We start from the raw sequence: 20,715 nt of genomic DNA, 5'->3' as shown, positions 1-20,715 counted from the left end.
CCGCAGCCAAAGCGCACAAGCCGGCGGATTCTGGCGCAGGCGTAGGCAACGACGCAAGGCGTTGTAGCCTCGATGAAGTAACACCGGGTGTACTTAAACACGCAGCTAAACATCCAGGGTAAGGCGAGCGGATATACAGAGCTACGGCCTGCCTACGCACCAGGCTGGTAATATTCAGCAACTGCCGCCGCATAGGTGGCAACGGGTATCATTAGGCAGAACGGTGTTCCCGGCACATCAGACCACCACATTCCCTTACTACGACGAAAGAGCTAAATCCCCATGAAAATGACTGTTAGCTGCACGTTTCAGATTACTGGCTGGGACGAGAAGCCGTCTCAAGAACTTGAGGACACTCCGAAACTCTCACACGCCAAAGTCACGCAGTCCTATTCTGGCGCCATCGAGGGAACAAGTAGCGTCGAATACCTCATGTCTTATAGCGTCGACGGCACAGCTAGCTTTGTTGGTTTTGAGCGGATTTGTGGTGTGGTAGCAGGTAAGAGCGGAACATTTGTTGTTCGGCATTCGGGATCATTTTCGGAGGGAAAGGCACGCAGCACTTGGAGTGTCGTGAAGGGGGCAGGCACGGGGGATCTAGTCAATCTTAGCGGTAATGGTAACTACGTTGCTGGTCATGGTGAGCCGGCACAAGTGTCATTTGAATATTCGTTTGAACCTGACAGCTAAAGTGTATTGGCTGGACGCATCCACTCTGGCACAGCGATGCGATTATGGGTGGGGGGTGTCCATCCCATTGCTTACGAAAGATCAGCCTTAAAGTCGTCAGCCTCATAATCACAGAAACCCAGCGAGGCTGGAATTCCAGCCCCGCAGCACCAAGACATTGATCCTATTTTTGGCTGAGCGCCGCTATCGATACTCCCGAAGCGACGAAGGTGAGTCCTGCCCCTACGTTCAGGCCATTTACCAGCCGTGGGCTCTGACGCAAAAATCGGGACAGTACAGTGGCAAATACGCCCATAAGCGCGAATCCCACTGCCGTAAGTGCGGCGAACCATATGCCGTACACCAGCATCTGCACGCTCACTGAGCCGCGTTGTGGGTCGACGAACTGCGGGATGAACGCAAGGACGAAAAACCCAGGCTTCGGATTGAGTGCTGCCGAGAGTAATCCCGTGAGGAAAATGCTCGGCAGTGATTGCCGAGTCGCTGGCTGGAAGCTGATCAGGCTACGGGAGCGTAGGACTTTTATGCCAAGCCAAAGCAAATAACCGGCACCGATAAGCTTGACGACCCAGAAGGCAACGGCGGACGTCTGCATCAGCAAAGTCAGTCCTAGCGAAGCGGTTGCCACATGAAAGAGAATTCCCGCCCCGGATGCCATCCCCGACACGATAGCGGCGATCTTGCCCTGGCTGAGTCCTCGGCCTACGGCCAGCAGATTGTCCGGGCCTGGTGCGAGCACCAATAGCAAGCACGCGGCAGTATAGGCAAGCCAGATATTGATCGGAAACACGGCATTCTCCTTAAGCCTCACCGAGGCATCCATCCTCACGTAGCGCCAGAATGTGCCCGTACCAGGCTGCAAAGTCAAAGCCACTGCATTGGAGAGTAACTTCAACCGCCGATTGACTCGTGCGTCTTAATGCAGAGTCGCAATCCTTCGACTTTCTCCAATCCTGATCCGGTCAAGCGCCCGGTTTAGTGCGTCCAAGGCATCAAGGAGGGCCTTCGCCTCAGCTTCCCGGCCATCCCCCCAAAGGCGTTCTGCCATTTTGTTCAGGGCCTGGATGGAGCGCTCAATTTCAGCAGCAGTCGCTACTTTGCTTTCCAGCTGTTTCTTCAGCATTGAGATAACCTATCTGCAGGGCAGTACTTGCCTTCAGTTTCTAGCCCAAGAGTATCGGCCACAAGGGACAATTACCCCTCGTCAGATATCACTTCTTCGACGATTTGCTGCTGGCAGGAATATGCAAATAAGACATCACGCTTTCAGTCAGCTCGGTCGCCAGCTTGACCGCTTCTTTATTACGCGCCATCACACCCGCCACCAAACCTTCAATCAAGGCGAGTACGGCGATGTTGGAGCTGGTCATTACCGGATGGTCGGCGGGGGCAAACAGCACGTGTTCGGCAATGCTGGTGAGCGGCGATGCGGGTGAGTCGGTGATCGCCAGCACCGAGGCGCCGCGCTCATTGGCGAAGCGTGCGAGTTGCAGGGTGTCGAGGGAATAGCGCGGCAGGGAGATCGCCAGCAACACATCCTGATCGGTGATGGCAGCCAGGCGGTAAGCGGCATTTTCGTTGCCGCCCTCCATGCTGATGGCGGTGGCGTCGGCACAGAAGGGCATCAGGGTCGAGGCGGCGAGGCCGGCGAAGTAGACGCTGTTGCCAAAGCCCAGGATGTAAATTTTGCGCGCTTCGATCAGGCGGGTGACGAAGGCTTCAAAGGTGTCGGCGTGGTTGTTGGTGGCTGCCGTGGCGAGGTTGCTGGTGGCGCTCTGGATTTGCTCATGCAGGCCAAATGCACCGCCAGGACGATGCGCCAGTTCGTTGCGCAGTTTGTCGACCGGCGACACCATCTGCTGCAACGTCGCGACCAGCTCGGCCTTCATGCCGGTGTAGCCACCCAGGTTCAGTGCCTTGGCCAGACGATTGACCGCGGCCGGCGAGGTGGAGGTTTCATGGGCCATTTCTTCGATGGTCAGCGTCGCGGCCCTTAGCGGGTGACGCAGGATAAAATCCGCCACCTTGCGCAGTGAAGGCTGTAGATCGGAAACGATTTCCGCCAGTTTACGCATCACCGGCGCGGCATAGACCGTGGTGTCTTTCGAAGGGGTCGGCATGTCCGGCTCTACAGTTCCTGAAGGGTTGGAGAAGGCTTGGTTCGAGGTTGGCAGGAGTGTATCGCATGCCAAACCTCGTTGTGCATCGCCAAGCCAGGGAGCGGTGAGCGAGCCGGTGGTTATTTCAAGCTGCCGGCCAGAAACTGCCGAAGCCGCTCGGACTGCGGATTGACCAGCACTTCACGCGGATTGCCGCGCTCTTCGACCAGGCCCTTGTGCAGGAACACCAGCTGGTTCGAGACCTCGCGGGCAAAGCCCATTTCGTGGGTCACGACCACCATGGTGCGGCCTTCGAGTGCGAGGTCCTGCATGACTTTCAGCACCTCGCCGACCAGCTCGGGGTCGAGGGCTGAGGTCGGTTCATCGAACAGCATCACTTCCGGCTCCATGGCCAGTGCCCGGGCAATCGCTACCCGCTGCTGCTCACCACCCGACATATGCGCCGGCCAGGCGTCCATGCGGTGCGCCACGCCGACTTTGTTCAGGTAATGCTCGGCCTTTTCCCGCGCCTGTTTCTTGTTGATGCCCAGCACATGCACCGGGGCCTCCATGACGTTTTCAAGGGCGCTCATGTGCGACCAGAGGTTGAAATGCTGAAACACCATCGACAGTCGCGAACGCATGCGTTGTAGCTGTTTGGGCTCGGCAGCCTTGAGCCCGCCGAGTTTGTTGGTCACCAGCTTGAGCGGTTCGCCATTGAGCACAATGTTGCCGGCGTTGGGCTGCTCCAGCAGGTTGATGCAACGCAGGAAGGTGCTTTTGCCGGAACCGCTGGAGCCGATGATGCTGATCACATCACCGGCCTTCGCCTCCAGGGACACGCCCTTGAGCACTTCGTGGGTGCCGTAGCTTTTGTGAAGATCCTGAATTTCAAGTTTGTACATGGTTTCAACTCTCTGGAATCAGTCGCTGAGCAAGCGGCCTTGGCGAATAGGGCGAGTACCGGCCACTTTGGCCAGCCACAAACCGGGCTGGGCAAAGCGCAGACGTTCACGGGCATAGAGGATGCCGTCGGTGCTGGCGCGCACGATGCTGTGGCGATCGGTCAGCGGATCAATCACTTCGAACAGCGGGTCGCCGACCCTGACCCGGGCACCCAGCGGTTGCAGAAAACTCACCACGCCGGGGTGCGGCGCATAGGCGTACTGCGCGCCGGCGAATGGCGTCGCTTCACACTCGGTCGGTGGCGCGGCGGGCCAGTCACCGCTGATCAGGCCTTGCTCGGCGAGATAGCCGAGAATGGCCTGCGCGCTGTCGATGCAGGGCTCGCGTTCGGTATCGGCCATGCCGCGCAGTTCAATGGTGGTCGCCACACAGGCCAAAGAAATATCGGCTTCAGGAAAGAGTTCGGCCAGACGCAACCAGGGAATCGCGCAGGCTTCATCAAAGGCACTGCCGCCCGCATCCTCGGCCAGCAATGCGGCGCCGGCACCCAGTCGAGCGGCCAATGAGCGCAGGCGCGGCCAGTGTTGCGGCATGGCGTAAAGCAGCATGATCGACTCGAAATCGCAGTGCAGGTCCAGCACCACATCGGCGTCACAGGCATGTGAAAGCAACAGGCGGCGCAGGCCATCGAGTTCCGAGGTCGGCGGTGGCATGTCGGCGAGAACATCGGCCATGGCGCGGCGGATCAACCCGGTGTTGACGTCGGCGTGGGTGCCCAGTTGACCTTTCACCAGCGCCGCCACAGCTTCGGCCAGCTCTGGAAAATCACGATTGAAGTTCTTCCCGCTGGAGAACTCAAAACGGCCTTGATGGGTGGCCTGGAACATCTGGGCGATGCCAATCGGGTTGGCCATCGGCACCAACTCGACGACCCCATTCAGGCGACCTTGTTCTTCCAGCACGCGCAGACGCTGCTTAAGTTCAACCGCCACGCGCATCCCTGGCAACTCGTCGGCATGCAGGGAGGCCTGGATGTAGGCCTTGCGTGGCCCGCTGCCAAAACGAAACAGCGACAGCCGTCGTTCTGTGCCCGAGGCCCCCCACGGCAACAGGTATTCAATGTGCTCCATAACAGCTCCTTAGTGCTTGCGCGGTGCCAGATACGCCAGCCAGCGGCGCTCGGCCAGCTTGAACAGACGAACCAGGATGAAGGTCAGGGCCAGGTAGATAAGGCCGGCGGTGATGAACGCCTCGAATGGCAGATAGAACCGCGAACTGACCGTACGAGCGGCTCCGGTGATGTCGACCAGGGTGACGATCGACGCCAGGCTGGTGGTCTGCAGCATCATCAGCACTTCGTTGCTGTATTGCGGCAGTGCCCGGCGCAAGGCCGACGGCAGGAGCACGCGGCGGTACAAGGTAAAGCGCGACATGCCCATGGCCTTGGCGGCTTCGATCTCGCCGTGGGCCGTAGCCTTCAAACTGCCGGCCAGCAGTTCCGCGCTATAGGCACTGGTATTGATCGCGAAGGCCAGGCAGGCACAAAAGGTTGCGCTGGACAGGTAAGGCCAGAGCACGCTTTGGCGTACCGCTTCGAACTGCGCCAAGCCGTAATAGATCAGGAACAATTGCACCAGCATCGGGGTGCCGCGAATCATATAGGTGTAGAGCCAGGCCGGGAAGCTGATCAACGGCGATCGGGAGACGCGCATCAGCGCTAAAGGAATCGCCAGCACCAGGCCAACGGCCAGGGAAATCAGTAGAACTTTGAGGGTCAACAAGGCGCCATTGAGGTACAGCGGCAGGTTTTCCCAGATCAGGTTGTAGTCGAGAATCATGGCTGTGCTCCCCGTCACAGTTCGGCGGCTTTGACGCCGACCGAGTAGTGTTTTTCCAGATAGCGCAGCACCAGCAATGACACACTGGTCAGCAGCAAGTAGAGCGCGGCCACCGCGAGGAAAAACGTGAACGGCTCATGGGTGGCGTCCGCTGCGTTTTTGGCTTTGAACATCATGTCCTGCAACCCGATCACCGAGATCAGCGCGGTGGATTTGGTCAGCACCAACCAGTTGTTGGTGAACCCCGGAATGGCGAAACGAATCATCTGCGGCACCAGAATCCGCCAGAACACCTGAGCGCCGCTCATGCCATAAGCCACACCGGCTTCTGCCTGACCTTTAGGGATCGCCATAAAGGCGCCGCGAAAGGTTTCCGAGAGATAGGCACCGAAAATGAAGCCCATGGTGCAGACGCCGGCGATAAAGGGGTTGATGTCGATGTAGCGGGTGTAACCGAGCGCGAGGGCAATGCGGTTCACCAGGTCCTGGCCGCCGTAGAAAATCAGCAGGATCAGCACCAGGTCGGGAATACCGCGAATCAGGGTGGTATAGCCTTCGCCCAGCACCGCCAGCCATTTGAACGGTGACAGACGAAAGGCGGCGCCGATCAGACCCAGGGCAATCGCCATGGTCATGGAAGTCAGGGCCAGATGAATGGTCAGCCAGGCGCCATCGAGAATGCTCGATCCGTAGCCGTGAAGCATGATGAAGTTCCTCAAGCGAGCGCCGGGAGGCGCGCGAGACAAGCCAGAAGTGGCACCCGCAAACGCCGGCGCCAGGGTTTCGGGTAACGGCTTATTCGCCGTAGATATCGAAGGCGAAGTACTTGGCCATCACTTGCTGGTACTTGCCATTGGCGCGGATGGCGTCAATCGCTGCGCTCAGGCGTGCAACGTTCGCACTGTCGCCTTTACGCACCGCGATCCCGGCGCCTCTGCCGAAGTATTTCGGGTCGTTGATGTCCGGCCCCACCAGAGCGAAACCTTTACCTATGGGGGTTTTGATGAAGCTCTCATCGGTGTTGACGATGTCGGCGAGGGTGGCGTCCAGGCGACCTGATGCCAGATCGAGGAAGGCTTCATTTTGTGAGCCGTAGCGGACCACCTCGACGCCGGCTTGCGCCAGTTGCTCAGTGGCGAAACGGTCGTAGGTCGAGGCGCGTTGTACGCCGACTTTCTTGCCTTTGAGATCGACCAGCGGGTCGTTGACCACGCTGCCGCTCTTCATCGCGAACTTGCCCGGCGTGTGGTAGTACTTTTTGCTGAAGTCGACCGACTTCATGCGGTCTTCAGTGATCGACATCGACGACAGCACGGCGTCGATCTTGCGCACTTTGAGCGACGGGATCATGCCGTCGAATTCCTGGATGACCCACTCGCATTTGACCTTCATCTCTGCACACAGCGCGTTGCCGATGTCGTAATCGAAACCACTGACATTGCCCTCCGGCGTCTTGAAGGAGAAGGGCGGGTAGGCGGCTTCGATGCCGATACGCAGGCTGTCCTCGTCGGCGTGTGCCAGCAAGCTTGCGGCGCACAGTGCCAGAGCACCTAGAAGTTCTGTCTTGTTCATATTGTTGACTCCTTGGATGGGGCGTTGGTGATACGGGGCTGCCGTCCGGTCTGGCGAGGTGGATTGTCCTGATGATTTGCGAGGCTATAAATGACATAAAATATTTCACAAATCAACTGTATGAAAATAAACATATCAAAACGGGGCGACAAGCGGAGTACTCATGGGCAGTAACCGCAGCCCTGCCAGCGAGCCTTTGAATAAAAAACGGGCGCCGATCAGGGCGCCCGTTTTTTCATTCCGGTATCAAGGTATTTGTTTTGCTCATCCCTCGGCTTTCGTCGATTTGATGAGGTTGTTGCGCAGTTTCACGATCGCGTTCTGCAACTGTGCGAACTCTTCCGGTTCCAGACCCGTTGCGTGGGAAAGGCCCTTCTCGGGGCGGTCTTCGCGTAGCTGTCGACCGCTTTTCGTCAGGCTGATCCGCACCTGCCGTTCGTCCTCGGGATCACGTTGCCTCTGCAGATAGCCCATCGCTTCCAGTTTTTTCAGGATCGGTGTGAGCGTGTTCGATTCGAGAAACAACTTCTCGCCCAGGCTGCCCACGGTTTGGTGGTCTTCCTCCCATAGCGCAACGATGGTGATGTATTGCGTATAGGTGAGCCCCAAGTGCTCGAGTATCGGCTTGTAGGCCTTGCCGAAGGCCAGGTTCGTGGAATAGACCGCAAAACACAGGAAGTCGGAGAGCTTCAGATCAGCGGGGACGGTCTTGTCAGTGCGTTTCATGTGCTTCCTCGTTGGCCAAAGTAGAAGGCTCGCAAAGGCAAAATATACCTCGTGTACGATTTTATCGGAATGGTTTTGGCCTTGTTATTCGCATGCGCTTAAAGCGCATGCGATGTATTTGCAGAAAAAAATGCCAATCGCGGTGCGTTAAACCGTGAGGACGTTCAGGGCCACGTCGATATTGCCGCGCGTCGCCTTCGAGTACGGGCAAATCTGATCGGCGGTGTGCGCCAGTGTCGTCGCAACGTCGTGCGTCAGACCCGGCACGCGGAGCGTCAATCGAGCCTGAAGGAAGTAGGCCGCACCGGTCTGGCCCAGATCGACTTCGATGTCGACCGACAAATCAGACGGCAGCACCACGTTCATGTCATTGGCCACCAGCCCGACAGCGGCGGTGTAACAGGCCGACCATGCACCGGCGAACAGTTGCTCGGCGGTCGGGTGTGGCTGAATGGCGGTGAACACGTGCGCCGGTTTCGCGCTTCCAGGCGACGACAGCGTAATGTCGAGGCTGCCGTTATGACCACGCGACGTGTTGCCAGCGGCGCTGGCGGTGGTGTGAGTCTTGCCGGTCATCAGGACTTTTTCGATCTTGCTCATGGGGTGGATCCTCAACGTTTCGAATGATGTGATTTGTGTGTCGCATACGTTTATATCGCATGCGATGTAATAATAATTGCGCAGGCACCCATCGCTGTCAATCAGTCGGGTTGCGTCGCCCGACGAGTGGCCGGGCAATACGCCGTCCGACTGTTTCAGCGATGTGCCGAATTCGTCATCAACCCGACCTAAAGCGATCAAGCCGTGAGCCTTGGACTGGACCAGTCTGACCGGTCTATCCAAGGAGATGACCATGATTCGACTGACCCTGATCGAAGCCCGTGAATTGGCCGAATCGATCCTGTTGCACAACGGTTTTAACCTGGCCCATGCGCAAGCGGTGGCGGCGACGGTGATCGCTGGCGAGCGCGATGGCTGTGCGTCCCACGGTTTGTACCGGATTCTGGGCTGCGTGAATTCCCTGCGGGCCGGCAAGGTGTCGGCCGACGCCGAGCCACGGGTGATCGACCAGGCACCGTCGATTGTGCGGGTGGATGCCGGGGGTGGTTTTTCGCAGTTGGCGTTCCAGGCGGGGCTGCCGTTACTGGAAGAGAAAACCCGGGCCAACGGGATTGCGGCGCTGGCGATCAATCGTTGTGTGCATTTCTCGGCGCTGTGGGTGGAGATCGAGCAGTTGACCGCCGCCGGGCTGGTGGCGCTGGCGTGTAATCCGAGCCATGCCTGGGTGGCGCCGGCCGGGGGACGGGTGCCGGTGTTCGGCACCAATCCCATTGCCTTTGGCTGGCCACGCGTGGGGCAGGATCCGTTTGTGTTCGACTTCGCCACCAGTGCGATTGCCCGTGGCGATATCGAGTTGCATCGGCGTGCCGGCAAGGCGATTCCCGAGGGCTGGGGCGTGGACGCTGAGGGGCGGCCGAGCACCGATGCCAACGTGGTGCTCGATAGCGGCGCGATGCTGACGTTCGGTGGGCACAAGGGCTCGGCGCTGGCGGCGATGGTGGAGTTGATTGCCGGGCCTTTGATCGGTGACCTGACCAGCGCCGAGTCACTGGCTTACGACGCGGGCAGCAAGTCATCGCCGTACCATGGCGAGTTGATCATCGCGCTGGATCCGCGACGTTTTCTGGGAGCGGCTACTGAAGAGCACTTGGCCCGGGCCGAGGTGTTGTTTCAGGGGATTGAAGGGCAGGGGGCGCGCTTGCCGTCGCAACGGCGTTATGCGGCGCGGGCACGCAGTGTGGTGGAAGGCGTGCAGATTCCCGAGGCGCTGTACAACGATCTGAAAGCACTGCTGCCTTGATAATCAGATCTCCTGTGGGAGCGAGCAGGCTCACCCCACAGGAGGTCGTGTTGTCAGACCGGTTCGCGGTGGCTGGCGCCATCGACCAGGCGGGCAATGCCCAGCGGGTTGGCGTTTTTCAGGGCGTCGGGCAGCAAGGCATCCGGGCAGTTCTGGTAGCACACCGGGCGCAGGAAACGCTCGATGGCCAGGCTGCCGACCGACGTGCCACGGGCGTCGGAGGTCGCCGGGTAAGGACCGCCATGCACCATCGCATCGCACACTTCAACGCCGGTGGGGTAGCCATTGAACAGTACCCGGCCGACCTTTTGTTCCAGCAGCACCAGCAGATCGGCGTGTTCCTTCAGGTCCTGCTCTTCGCCAATCAAAGTGGCGGTGAGTTGACCGTGCAAACTGTTCAGCGCTTGTTGTAACTCGGCTTTATCGGCCACTTCGACGACGAGGGTGGTCGGGCCGAACACTTCTTCCTGCAACAGCGGATCACCCTTGAGCAGCAGGCTGACGTCGGCCTTGAACAGTTGCGGCCGGGCTTGATTACCGTGCTGGTCCTGGCCTGCCAGATGGCTTATCCCTGGATGGTCGACTAACGCCTGCACACCTTTTTCGTAGCTGGCGAGGGTGCCGGCGTTGAGCATGGTTTGCGCCGGCTGTTCGGCCATCAAGGCACTGAGCCGAGCGGTGAACGCGCTGAACTGCGGTGAGCGGATACCGATCACCAACCCCGGATTGGTACAGAACTGACCGCAACCCTGGACCACCGACGCCACCAGTTCACCGGCGATTTTTTCACCCCGTGCGCGCAGGGCTTCAGGCAATAGCAGCACCGGGTTGATGCTGCTCATTTCGGCGAATACGGGGATCGGTTGTGGCCGTGCGGCGGCCATGTCGCAGAGGGCGCGACCGCCTTTGAGCGAGCCGGTGAAACCGACGGCCTGGATCGCCGGATGCTTGACCAGCGTTTCACCGACGCCCGCGCCGTAGATCATGTTGAACACGCCTTCAGGCATGTCGGTTTGCTCGGCGGCGCGGATGATTGCGTCGGCCACGCGTTCAGCGGTCGCCATGTGTCCGCTGTGGGCCTTGAACACCACCGGGCAACCGGCGGCCAGAGCCGCCGCGGTATCACCGCCAGCGGTAGAAAAGGCCAGCGGGAAGTTACTGGCACCGAACACGGCCACCGGGCCGACGCCGATCCGGTATTGGCGCAGATCGACCCGTGGCAGAGGCTGACGTTCGGGCAACGCGCGGTCGATACGCGCCCCATAGAAATCGCCCCGGCGCAGCACCTGGGCGAACAGGCGCATCTGGCCGCTGGTACGGCTGCGTTCACCCTGGATGCGTGCGGTCGGCAGGGCAGTTTCGCGGGTGACCAGGGCGACGAATTCGTCATCCAGGGCATCCAGTTGCGCGGCGATGGCCTCGAGAAATTCTGCACGGCGCGTCGCCGGCAAGTTACGAAAGGCGGGGTAAGCGGCAGCGGCGGCTTGGGCTGCGGCGTACACTTCCTCGGCGGTGGCTTGCATGAACGAATAGGGCAGTACTGCGCCGGTGCTGGCGTCATGGCTCTGCATCGCGATGTTGCCAGCGGCGCTGCGGGCACCGCCGATGTAGTTGTGGCGGATGATCTCGGGCATGGAAAACTCCTGTCGAAAAAGGTGGGGCAGGCCCCTTGTAGGTCAATCAAGGGTATGGAGTCGTGCGCTGTTTTGTGGCGAGCGAGCTTGCTCGCGTTGGGCTGCGTAGCGGCCCCAAAATAGTGGCAACCATTGCCTATTTTGCGAGTGCTGCGCACTCGAGCGGGAGCAAGCTCCCTCGCCACAGGGTGTGGGGTGTGTCAGGTTCAGGCCAGCGAATCACCCCGGCGCGCAGCGGCCGGCACGGCGTTATCCAGCGCAGCAATACGCGCAGCGGATTCGGCATCCACCTGGTGCAATGACTTGCCACGGGTTTCCCGGGTCAGGCCGACGGCCACGATGGAGATCAGCGCGGCGCCCACCAGGTACCAGGCGATCGGTGTCGAGCTGTGGTACTTGTTGAGCAGGGTGATGGCGATCAGCGGCGCGAGGGATCCGGCGAAGATCGGCGCCACCTGGTAGCACAGCGAAAGGGCGGTGTAGCGCACGTGGGTCGGGAACATTTCGGCCATCAGCGCCGAGTAGGGCGCATAGGTCATCGACTCGATGGCCAGGCCCAGGGTGATGGCGCCGATGATCAGCCAATTGTTGCCGGTGTCCATCATCGGGAAGCCGATGAAGCCCCAGAACGCAGTGAGCACCGCGCCGATCAGGTACACCGGTTTGCGCCCGACGATATCCGACAGATAGCCCATCAACGGGATCAGGAAAAAGTGCAGCAGGTGTGCGCCGAACATCAGCAACAGAATCTCTGAGGTGTCCTTGTGCACCACCAGTTTCAGGTAGGTGATCGAAAAGGTGACCACGGTGTAATAGAGGATGTTCTCGGCAAACCGCGCGCCGATCCCCACCAGCACCGCGCGCCAGTGATGGCGCAACACTTCCACCACGCCCAGTTGTTGCTGTTTGGTCTGCGCTTGCCGGGCCTGGGCCTCCTTGAAAATCGGCGCGTCATCGACGCTGGTGCGAATCCAGTAGCCGATCAGCACCACCACCGCCGAGAACCAGAACGCCACGCGCCAGCCCCAGGCGAGGAATTGTTGCTCCGACAGGTTTGACGACAACAGCAGCAGGGCGACGGTCGCCACCAGGTTACCGGCCGGCACCCCGGCTTGCGGCCAACTGGCCCAGAAGCCCCGGCGATTGTCCGGGCAGTGTTCGGACACCAGCAGAATCGCGCCACCCCATTCGCCACCGAAGGCAAAGCCCTGGATCAGCCGTAGCAGCACCAATAACACCGGCGCGGCATAGCCGATGCTGTCGAAGCCGGGCAGGCAACCCATCAGGAACGTGGTGATGCCAACCACCACCAGGCTCAGTTGCAGCAGGCGCTTGCGGCCGAATTTGTCACCGTAGTGACCGAACACCAGACCGCCCAACGGACGGGCGAGGAAGCCGACGGCGTACAGGGCGAAGGCGGCGATGATGCCGTCGATCGGACTGTCGGTCTGGCGGAAGAACAGCTGGCCGAAGACCAATGCCGAAGCGGTGCCGTAGAGAAAGAATTCATACCACTCGGCGACAGTGCCGGCCATGGCGGCGGCCACCACGCGTTTGAGTCCCGAGGGTGTGGTTGCGCTGGAGGTGCTGTGAGGATTGGACATGCTGACGTTTCCTGTAGAGGCGCGAAAACAGGTAGCCGGGCCGGACCCGCAAGGGTCCGCCCGGCAATCACTCAGAGACCGACGTCCGGCAGCTCCGGACGGTTGGCCATGGCCTTGGCCATGATCTGTTCGACGAACTCCCGATCCGCTTGCGGCAGTGCCAGGCGTGGCGGACGGGTCAGGGCGCTGCCGCGACCGGCGATGGCTTCGCAGAGTTTGATGCACTGCACCAGGTCGGCACGGGCATCGAGGTGCAGGATCGGCATCAGCCATTCGTAGATCGGCATGGCTTCGGCGAAGCGACCGGCCTTGGCCAGGCGGAAGATGGTCTCGCCTTCTTTCGGGAACACGTTGGACATGCCCGAGACCCAGCCTTCGGCACCCACCGCGATGCTTTCCAGCACCACGTCATCGAGACCTGCGAACAGCACGAAACGGTCGCCGACTTCATTGCGCACGTCGATGAAACGGCGGGTATCGCCGGAGGAATCCTTGAAGCACACCACGTTGTCGCAGTCGGCCAGGGAAATCAGGATGTCCGGGGTGACGTCGTTTTTGTAGATCGGCGGGTTGTTGTAAACCATCAACGGTACGTCGGCGTTCTTCGCCACGTAGCGGTAATGCTCGGCGGTCTCGAACGGCTTGGAACCGTAGACCAGCGCCGGCATCAGCATCACGCCGTCGACACCGACCCTGCGCACCGCGTTGGCCACCTTGGCCGCTTGCACACTGGTGAACTCGGCCACACCGCAAATCACCGGCACGCGGCCGCGGGAAGCGTCGACCGCAACTTCGGTCACGGCGATTTTTTCTTCGGCGGTCAATGAGGTGTTTTCCCCCACCGAACCACACACCACCAGGCCCGATACGCCGTCACGGATCACGTTGGAAATCACCTGGTGGGTTTTTTCCAGGTTGATGGAGAAGTCATCGTTGAATTGAGTGGTCACCGCGGGGAAGACGCCACTCCAGTTAATGCGCTTGCTCATTGTTGCCTCCGGTTCGTTTTTGTATTTCGTATACGATATTTTAAATGCCGATACTCGGCCAGTGGTTTTTTCAATCAATCAGGGTTTTTTATAGCCGTTGGTCTGGGGGAGTTTCAGGCGCCGGGCCAGGTGTCTGACAGGCGATAGCCCTGTGGCCAGGGATCGCTGGGGTCGAGCAGCAATTGGTGGGTGCCGGTGATCCAGGCCCGGCCGGAAATGCACGGGTAGATCGCCGGGCGGCCGGCCACTTCGGTCATCGAATCGATGCGGCAATGGAATTCGGAACCGAGGATCGAACGGCCGATAAAGCGCTCGCCAACCTGCATCAATCCCTTGGCCTGCAACACTGCCATACGCGCCGAACAACCAGTACCGGTGGGCGAGCGGTCGATCTTGCCGGGTTGAATCACCACGGCGTTGGCCCCGGTGGCGATGCCATTTTCAACCACGATGGGCGCGGCAATCTGGCAGAAGGAAATATGCGACCACTCGGGGTTCAGCGGATGGACGAAGCCTAGTTGTTCATTGGCCGCGCGGGTGATTTTCAACCCGACCTCGACCAGCTCGGCCGCCTCGTCAGGGCGGATGGAAAAGCCCAGGCGTTTGGCGTCGGCGATGACAAAACTGTCGCCACCGTACGCGGTGTCGACCTGTAACGAGCCGAGGCCTTCGACTTCGATCCAGGCGTCGAGGCGATCAGCGAAGGAGGGCACGTTCTTGATTTCCACCCGTTCGACCTTGCCGTCGCGGCAATCGGCCACGGCCTCGATCAAGCCGCCGGGCGCTTCGAGCACCAGCCGGGTTTGCGGTTCGGTCATCGGCAGGATGCCGCTGTCGAGCAGCACCGTGGCGACGCACAGCGAGTTGGAGCCGGACATCGGTGGTGTGTCGGCCGGTTCCATGATGATCCAGGCCATTTGCGCCCGAGGGTCCTTGGCCGGCACCAGCAGGTTGACGTGGCGGAACACGCCACCACGGGGTTCGTTGAGGACGAAATTGCGCAGGGTTTCATCCTTGGCGATCCAGCGCGATTGCTCCCACACGGTGGCGCCGGGCGGTGGGGCGACACCGCCGACGATCACATCGCCGACTTCGCCTTCGGCGTGGCAACTGACCACATGAATGACTTTCGATGAACGCATGGCTGACTCCTTTTATCGCCGGTCGTTACTTCACTGATTTGAGAAACGCCGCCGTTTCCGCATGTATCGGATTGCCAATCACCTGATCCGGCGAGCCGATCTCGTGCACCAGGCCATTGCGAAAGAACGCCACACGGTCGGACACATCGCGGGCAAAGCGGATTTCGTGGGTCACCAGCACCATGGTCATGCCGTCTTCGGCGAGCATGCGCATGGTGTCCAGCACCTCGCCGACCAGTTGCGGGTCGAGGGCCGAGGTGGCTTCGTCGAACAGCATGTAGTCCGGTGACATGGCCAGGGCGCGGGCGATGGCCATGCGTTGCTGCTGGCCTCCGGACAACTTGCCGGGGAGGGTCTTGAGCTTGTCGCCAAGGCCCACGTGGGTCAGTTGCTGCACCGCCAGCGCCTCGGCGTCGCACTTGCTTTTGCCCAAAACCTTGCGCGGTGCCAGCATCACGTTTTCCAGCACGGTCAGGTGCGGGAAGGCATTCCATTGCTGGAACACGATGCCGATTTTCTGCCGCAGGCGGTTGAGGTCGGTGGCGCTGTGATGAACCTCGACGCCATCGACGCGGATGTTGCCTTTCTGGATCGGCTCCAGGCCGTTGATGCACATCAGCAGGGTCGATTTGCCGGAGCCCGAGCCGCCGATGATCGACACCACTTCGCCCTTGTCCACCGTCAGGCTGACACCCTTGACCACGGCCAGATCGCCGAAGGATTTATGTACGTTGTCGATCTCAATCATTTTCTTGCCACCTTCTTTCCAGACGAGCGCCCAGGCGTGCAACCACCAGGCTCATGACGTAATAGATAAGGCCCGCGACGCACAGCACCAGCAACGGTTCCTGAATGCGGGTGACGATGGTTTGCGAGGCGCGCAGCAGTTCGACGATGCCGATCCACATCACCAGCGCGGTGTCTTTCATCACACCGAGCACCAGGTTCAGCCAGCCGGGGAAGGCCACGCGGGTGGCCATTGGCAGGACGATCCAGCGCAGGTCCTGCAAAAAGCTCAGGCCCAGCGAACGACTGGCCCGCCGCAAGGTGAACGGCACCGACAGCACGCCGCTGCGCACGATCTCGGTGAAGTACGCGGCGGTGTAGACCCCCAGCACAATGCAGCCGACGCTGAAGGCACTGATKTTCAAGCCGACGATGCTTTTGAGCGAGTTGAACAGCACGAACTGGATCAACAGCGGCACGCTGCGAAACACGTCCAGYACCCAGGCCAGGGGCAGGCTGGCGCGTGGCAACAGCGCTCGCAGCAGGCCAAACAACAGCCCGGCGAAGGAGCCGAGGATGATCGACCAGAACGTCAGTTGCAGGGTGACCCAGGCGCCGTCGAGCAGGAACAGCAGGTCATTCCAGGAAAAACTGGTGGAAAACATGGTCAAGCCCTCAGTAACGGAACAACCGCCAGGCCATCAGCCGGGCTGACGCGACGATCGCCTTGGCAATCAGGTAATACAGCGCGGCGGCGATAGCGAAGTATTCGAAGGTGCGGAACGTTTTGACGTTGTAGTCCTGGGTCACCCCGGTCAGGTCATTGTTCAGCCCGACGATCACCCCCAGCGACGTCATCAGCACCGCCCAGACCATCTGATTGGTCAGCGGGTAGAAGACGATCCGCAACAGCTGCGGGACGATGATCATGCGGTAGGCCTGGAAGGCACTCATGCCCAGCGAACGCGCGGCGCGCACTTGGGTGTCGGGTACGGCCTTGAGGCCGCCGCGAAAGTTCTCCGCCAGATACCCGGCATTGTTGAAGGTGATCCCGGCGAGCAGGGCGAACCATGAGCTGACGTGCAAGCCCAGCGAGCCGAGGCCGAAGTAGAGGACGTAGATCTGGAACAGCGACGGGGTGTTGCGCGCGATCGATACCCAGCCGTTGCCGATACCGCGCAGCAGCGGGGTTTTGCTTTCGCGCATCACCGTCAGGGCCAGGGCGATCAGCACGCCGAAAATCATCGACAGCGCGGCGGTCTCGAAGGTGACCCAGGCGCCGGCGAGCATATCCGGCAGGGCGCGCAGGGTGGCGCGCCATTGGAAGGTGTAATCAAACATGCGCGAGAGTCTCCAGAGGGGCGGCGGTTTGCAGCCAGGCCGGCAGACGACCGCTGGCCGTGGCACTGCAAGCGGTATCGACACATTCAGCCAGGCTGGCGAAATGCACCTTGCGGCCCACCAGGCCGGGTGCGTAATGGGCGTATTTGCCGGAGTTGGTCATCAAGGTTGTTGCGCCCGGCGGGATCACCGGTTCGCCGAGCATGCACCAGCAAGTATCGGTGACCAGGGTCGCGCCGAAGGCTTCGATCACGGCGATATGCCCGGCTTCGCGAGCCTGCTCCAGCACGGCGCGGCCGCAAGTAATGGCGAGGACCACGTCGGGGTGTTTGTGCCGACCCAGGCACAGTCGCGCCAGGTGAGCGAACTCGCTGAGGGAGAAATGCGGGTTACCCAGCGAGACCACATCCACCCGGCTGTCGCGGGCACTGTTGAGTTCGCGCCAACTGACCAATAGATCCTTCAGGCGGATTGTTTCCACGGGTAGGGTTACATCTCCCTCCAGCACCTGCGCCGGGTCGATAGCTTCCGGGGTGATCCCGGCGATATGGAATAACGGGGCGGCGGAGGTGGTGGCAAACGCCGCGCCGAACGCCTTGAGGTCGTCCAGGCTCGGCTTGCGGTTTTCCAACCCGCGCACCAGTGGAATCCGGCTGCCCGCCAACGCGCCGATGTGGTAACCGAGCAGCGGGTAGAAGGCATCGTCCAGTTCACCCAGGGCGGGCACCTCGACCTGCAGTCGGGCCTTGCGTTGTGCGTCCAGGTGGCAGCCGATCAACGGGGCGCGGCCGGTCAGGGCGATGCAGATATCCAGGTAGTCCGGGTACTTCAGGGTGCGTGCCCCCAGCACGCTGTTGGCGTAGACCACCGCGTTGGATTCGGCCCAGACGATCTGCTCGCCCGCCTTGGGTGCGCTGTCGAGCAGGTAGGGCGCACAGGTGAAACTGAGTTGCGCACCCATCGCCATATAGGCATCGCCCAAGGCGCTGGCCGGTTCGCCAAGCGCCGGGTCGATGCCCAATTCGCGCCAGCGGCGCTGGTCCACGGAAATCGAATTGAGGGTGGTGGGCACCCGCACGTTGGCGCCCCATTGCACCAGTTGTTCGGCAAAGCGCAGGCTCGCAGGTCCGGTGTAGATGCAGCCGTCGATATGCGCCTGGGTGACATCCACCAGGCGGCGGGCACCTTGCAGTTCGGCCATGCGCAGAACAATCTGCATGGCCACTTGTGCAGCCTTGCCATGTTGGCCGTCGAGCAGCGCCCGGTCGTGTTCGGTGAGTTCGAGCGGGGCGCTTGGGTCTTGCGTTTGCAATGGGCTGTCGAGTGCCTGCCAGGCATCGCCCGGCAGGTGTTCGAACACGGTTACCGAGGCGCCGTCGACCCGAGCGAAGGTCTTGCCGCGCAACGCGGCGAAGGCCTCCCGGCCGATGCACAGCACCGGCAGGGAACGCTCGAAAATGGTCTGCGCCACGAGCACGCCCAAGGTCAGGATCTCATCGGGTTCGGCCAGCACCAATGCGGCCGGTGCGTGGCCGTTGCTGATCAGTTCCATCAACACGCTACTGCCGGTGCACGAGCCGCGACCGCTGGGGATGGCCAGCACGCGGCCGGCCAGGTATTCGCCGCTGAGCGGATGGTGACGGTCAATGATCTCGCCGCTAAACGGATCGACCCCGCCCCAGAAACTCAAGCCGATATCGGCGAACAGCAGGGCGCCCTCGGCGGCGCCCGCGACCAGGCTGCGACCGGTCAGAGAAGTGGGCCTAGGCATGCCGGACACCTCAGTAGTAGACCTGTGGCACGGTCAGGTTGGTCGGCGGGATTTCAGTGCCGACCCATTTGACGAACAGCTCTTTGTAACGACCGGTGCGCACCTGTTGGTTGACGAACAGGTTGAGGTAGTTGAGCAGGCCATACTCGTTACGCTTGGCGCCGAGGGAGACGTAGTCGATCACGTACGGCGCGTTACCGGCGACTTTCAGGTTTTTGTATTTGCCCGATTTGAGGGTGGCGGCGGCCACGGTGTTGGTGACCACGGTGGCGTCGATATGGCCTTGGGCAACCGCCAGTAGGGTGTCGTTCTGCGACTGATAGGCGCGGAAGGTGCCGGTGCCCCAGTTCTTCACGTCTTTCTCTAGCGCGATGGCCTCATAGGTGCCGCTGGTGTTACCCACGGGTTTGCCCTTGAGGTCATCGAAGCTGTTGATGCCGGTGTCGTCGCGGGTCAGCACCACCATCTGGAAGGCGAAGTAGGGCACGGTGAGGCCGACGGTCTTGGCCCGTTCGAGGGTGTCGGAAGTGGAGGCGACGATCACATCGGCCCGCCCGGAGACCAGCGCCGGAATACGGTCCGGGAACGGCGTCTCGACCACTTCGGCCTCGACCCCGAGGATTTTCGCCAGGTCATGGCAATAGTCCACGTCGAAACCGGCCGGATTGTTACCGGCATCGCGGAAACCCATGGGCGGGAAGTCCAGGGTCACGGCGCAGCGCAGCTTGCCCGAACCGATGATGTCGTCGAGCTTGTCGGCCTGGGCGGTGGCAATGAAGGAGGTACTGAGAACAGCGCTGAGGGCTACGGCAAATGCGGGGTTTTTCATAGAGGCCTCGTTGATGTGAAGTGCTGTTGGATATCGTATTGGGGATTTCGTATACGATATTAAATATAGCAATCAACGTGCCCGTTTCCAGGCCGGGGCGTGAATTTGTTGGCAGGCCTTGGAGTAGAGGTGTTGCGGTGCGTCAGAGTGACGCCGTGAGGGGCGGGGGCCGCGATGGTGGGTGTTACAGATGGGAGCAATGGTTGTGCGGGGCGCCCCTTTAGGGAACATCGGCGCCCTGCGATCACCCCGTGCTCTGACACACCCATGTGGCGAGGGAGCTTGCTCCCGCTGGGTTGCGAAGCGACCCCAAATCCAGCAACCGCATTTTTCTGGCACACCGCATATGCCGGTTTTGCGACTGCTGCGCAGCCGAGCGGGAGCAAGCTCCCTCGCCACAGATGCCCAATCACTTCAGATCCAGTGTCAGTCTTGTGGATCGAAATTATCCAGCACCCGGTTGACGGCCAGCTCCCCGAGCATGACCACCGATTGAATCCCCAACATGATGTTGCGATGCGGCATGTCCATCAACCCGGCGAACTCACTGAGCATCATGCTGGCTGACGCCAGGGATTCGCAGGCGTTGACCAGCAGGGTTTCGTTATCGACCTTCGCACCCACATGGTAAATGGTGCTGGGTTTGCGCTGGGTGTCTTTGGGGGTGGGCGGTTTGAGGTAATGATCGAGGGCGCGGTCGGCGGCTGCGTGGAGCTTTTTCGAATCGAGGGATTCGTAGGGGGAAACGTCGTCGGTTTCCGGAGGATTTGGCGTTGGTTTGAACATGTGAAGCTCCTTGATGAGTGGAGCTACCGCCGTTCGCGGTCAAACGAACAAGGTGGCAGCTGTACGCGGGTTGACCGACCGGACATCAAGGAATCCGGCACACCGAAGGTGTCCCACGCACAGCCACCGCGACACGATATATCAGGCAATGCCTGAAAAGGTCTTGGACGCTGGCGCGCCTTGATTTATTCGGACGGTCAA

Annotated in this window: 22 protein-coding genes; 2 read left to right on the top strand and 20 right to left on the bottom strand. The window is 60.8% G+C overall.

Features of this window, described 5'->3' with window-relative positions; genetic code table 11:
* Window positions 1-282: 282 nt before the first annotated feature.
* Window positions 283-690 (top strand): DUF3224 domain-containing protein, encoded by a 408-nt coding sequence (locus AC1DIS_RS13980; RefSeq protein WP_477744341.1) that lies wholly within the window; start codon window positions 283-285, stop codon window positions 688-690.
* A 163-nt stretch (window positions 691-853) separates the two neighbouring features.
* On the opposite strand, the gene AC1DIS_RS13975 is transcribed toward AC1DIS_RS13980, so the two are convergent.
* The 10 genes from AC1DIS_RS13975 to AC1DIS_RS13930 form a co-directional block, all read right to left on the bottom strand.
* On the bottom strand, window positions 854-1,480 hold the full coding sequence (locus AC1DIS_RS13975) for a LysE family translocator (RefSeq protein WP_026331974.1): 627 nt from the start codon (window positions 1,478-1,480) through the stop codon (window positions 854-856).
* Between the two features lie 126 nt (window positions 1,481-1,606).
* Window positions 1,607-1,813 carry a hypothetical protein gene (locus AC1DIS_RS13970; protein WP_086945286.1) on the bottom strand — a complete coding sequence of 69 codons (207 nt, stop codon included), beginning with the start codon at window positions 1,811-1,813 and terminating at the stop codon, window positions 1,607-1,609.
* A gap of 88 nt (window positions 1,814-1,901) precedes the next feature.
* Window positions 1,902-2,810: a MurR/RpiR family transcriptional regulator gene (locus AC1DIS_RS13965; protein ID WP_007940239.1), complete on the bottom strand. Its 909-nt coding sequence runs from the start codon at window positions 2,808-2,810 to the stop codon at window positions 1,902-1,904.
* A 119-nt stretch (window positions 2,811-2,929) separates the two neighbouring features.
* Window positions 2,930-3,694: an ABC transporter ATP-binding protein gene (locus tag AC1DIS_RS13960; protein WP_477744340.1), complete on the bottom strand. Its 765-nt coding sequence runs from the start codon at window positions 3,692-3,694 to the stop codon at window positions 2,930-2,932.
* 18 nt (window positions 3,695-3,712) lie between these two features.
* On the bottom strand, window positions 3,713-4,825 hold the full coding sequence (locus AC1DIS_RS13955; RefSeq protein WP_192379299.1) for a succinylglutamate desuccinylase/aspartoacylase family protein: 1,113 nt from the start codon (window positions 4,823-4,825) through the stop codon (window positions 3,713-3,715).
* 9 nt (window positions 4,826-4,834) lie between these two features.
* A complete protein-coding gene (locus tag AC1DIS_RS13950) occupies window positions 4,835-5,533 on the bottom strand; it encodes an ABC transporter permease (RefSeq protein WP_477748840.1) in 699 nt (232 codons plus the stop codon).
* 14 nt (window positions 5,534-5,547) lie between these two features.
* A complete protein-coding gene (locus tag AC1DIS_RS13945; protein ID WP_138867101.1) occupies window positions 5,548-6,237 on the bottom strand; it encodes an ABC transporter permease in 690 nt (229 codons plus the stop codon).
* 91 nt (window positions 6,238-6,328) lie between these two features.
* Complete coding sequence (locus AC1DIS_RS13940) at window positions 6,329-7,105, bottom strand: ABC transporter substrate-binding protein (protein WP_477744339.1); 777 nt, start codon at window positions 7,103-7,105, stop codon at window positions 6,329-6,331.
* 264 nt (window positions 7,106-7,369) lie between these two features.
* Complete coding sequence (locus AC1DIS_RS13935; RefSeq protein ID WP_192351466.1) at window positions 7,370-7,831, bottom strand: MarR family winged helix-turn-helix transcriptional regulator; 462 nt, start codon at window positions 7,829-7,831, stop codon at window positions 7,370-7,372.
* A 147-nt stretch (window positions 7,832-7,978) separates the two neighbouring features.
* Window positions 7,979-8,431 carry an Ohr family peroxiredoxin gene (locus tag AC1DIS_RS13930; protein ID WP_019649553.1) on the bottom strand — a complete coding sequence of 151 codons (453 nt, stop codon included), beginning with the start codon at window positions 8,429-8,431 and terminating at the stop codon, window positions 7,979-7,981.
* A 253-nt stretch (window positions 8,432-8,684) separates the two neighbouring features.
* On the opposite strand from AC1DIS_RS13930, the gene AC1DIS_RS13925 reads away from it, so the two are divergent.
* Window positions 8,685-9,692 (top strand): Ldh family oxidoreductase, encoded by a 1,008-nt coding sequence (locus AC1DIS_RS13925; protein ID WP_477745560.1) that lies wholly within the window; start codon window positions 8,685-8,687, stop codon window positions 9,690-9,692.
* 53 nt (window positions 9,693-9,745) lie between these two features.
* On the opposite strand, the gene AC1DIS_RS13920 is transcribed toward AC1DIS_RS13925, so the two are convergent.
* From AC1DIS_RS13920 to AC1DIS_RS13875, 10 genes are all read right to left on the bottom strand, one after another.
* On the bottom strand, window positions 9,746-11,326 hold the full coding sequence (locus AC1DIS_RS13920) for an aldehyde dehydrogenase (NADP(+)) (protein ID WP_477744337.1): 1,581 nt from the start codon (window positions 11,324-11,326) through the stop codon (window positions 9,746-9,748).
* A 206-nt stretch (window positions 11,327-11,532) separates the two neighbouring features.
* Window positions 11,533-12,930: a fosfomycin efflux MFS transporter AbaF gene (gene abaF, locus AC1DIS_RS13915; protein ID WP_086945302.1), complete on the bottom strand. Its 1,398-nt coding sequence runs from the start codon at window positions 12,928-12,930 to the stop codon at window positions 11,533-11,535.
* Window positions 12,931-13,001: 71 nt separating this feature from the next.
* Complete coding sequence (locus AC1DIS_RS13910; RefSeq protein ID WP_018928306.1) at window positions 13,002-13,919, bottom strand: dihydrodipicolinate synthase family protein; 918 nt, start codon at window positions 13,917-13,919, stop codon at window positions 13,002-13,004.
* Between the two features lie 113 nt (window positions 13,920-14,032).
* The gene (locus tag AC1DIS_RS13905) at window positions 14,033-15,061 is read right to left on the bottom strand and encodes a trans-3-hydroxy-L-proline dehydratase (protein ID WP_096480776.1); all 1,029 of its coding nucleotides are present in this window, start codon (window positions 15,059-15,061) and stop codon (window positions 14,033-14,035) included.
* A gap of 25 nt (window positions 15,062-15,086) precedes the next feature.
* Window positions 15,087-15,809, bottom strand: coding sequence for an amino acid ABC transporter ATP-binding protein (locus AC1DIS_RS13900; protein WP_477748839.1), 723 nt, complete (start codon window positions 15,807-15,809; stop codon window positions 15,087-15,089).
* On the bottom strand, window positions 15,802-16,452 hold the full coding sequence (locus AC1DIS_RS13895) for an amino acid ABC transporter permease (protein ID WP_477780931.1): 651 nt from the start codon (window positions 16,450-16,452) through the stop codon (window positions 15,802-15,804). Before AC1DIS_RS13895 ends, AC1DIS_RS13900 begins: the two co-directional genes overlap by 8 nt.
* A gap of 10 nt (window positions 16,453-16,462) precedes the next feature.
* On the bottom strand, window positions 16,463-17,128 hold the full coding sequence (locus AC1DIS_RS13890; RefSeq protein WP_018928302.1) for an amino acid ABC transporter permease: 666 nt from the start codon (window positions 17,126-17,128) through the stop codon (window positions 16,463-16,465).
* Window positions 17,121-18,899 (bottom strand): cis-3-hydroxy-L-proline dehydratase, encoded by a 1,779-nt coding sequence (lhpI, locus tag AC1DIS_RS13885; protein ID WP_477744336.1) that lies wholly within the window; start codon window positions 18,897-18,899, stop codon window positions 17,121-17,123. The genes AC1DIS_RS13890 and lhpI overlap by 8 nt, the downstream gene beginning before the upstream one ends.
* A 10-nt stretch (window positions 18,900-18,909) precedes the next feature.
* Window positions 18,910-19,728 carry an ABC transporter substrate-binding protein gene (locus tag AC1DIS_RS13880; RefSeq protein WP_018928300.1) on the bottom strand — a complete coding sequence of 273 codons (819 nt, stop codon included), beginning with the start codon at window positions 19,726-19,728 and terminating at the stop codon, window positions 18,910-18,912.
* A 426-nt stretch (window positions 19,729-20,154) separates the two neighbouring features.
* The gene (locus tag AC1DIS_RS13875) at window positions 20,155-20,514 is read right to left on the bottom strand and encodes a DUF6124 family protein (protein WP_018928299.1); all 360 of its coding nucleotides are present in this window, start codon (window positions 20,512-20,514) and stop codon (window positions 20,155-20,157) included.
* Window positions 20,515-20,715: the final 201 nt, after the last annotated feature.

It is taken from the genome of Pseudomonas sp. 05N433, assembly GCF_056396925.1.
The sequence above is the reverse complement of the archived record's forward strand: the minus strand, read 5'-3'. Positions and strand labels throughout refer to the sequence as shown.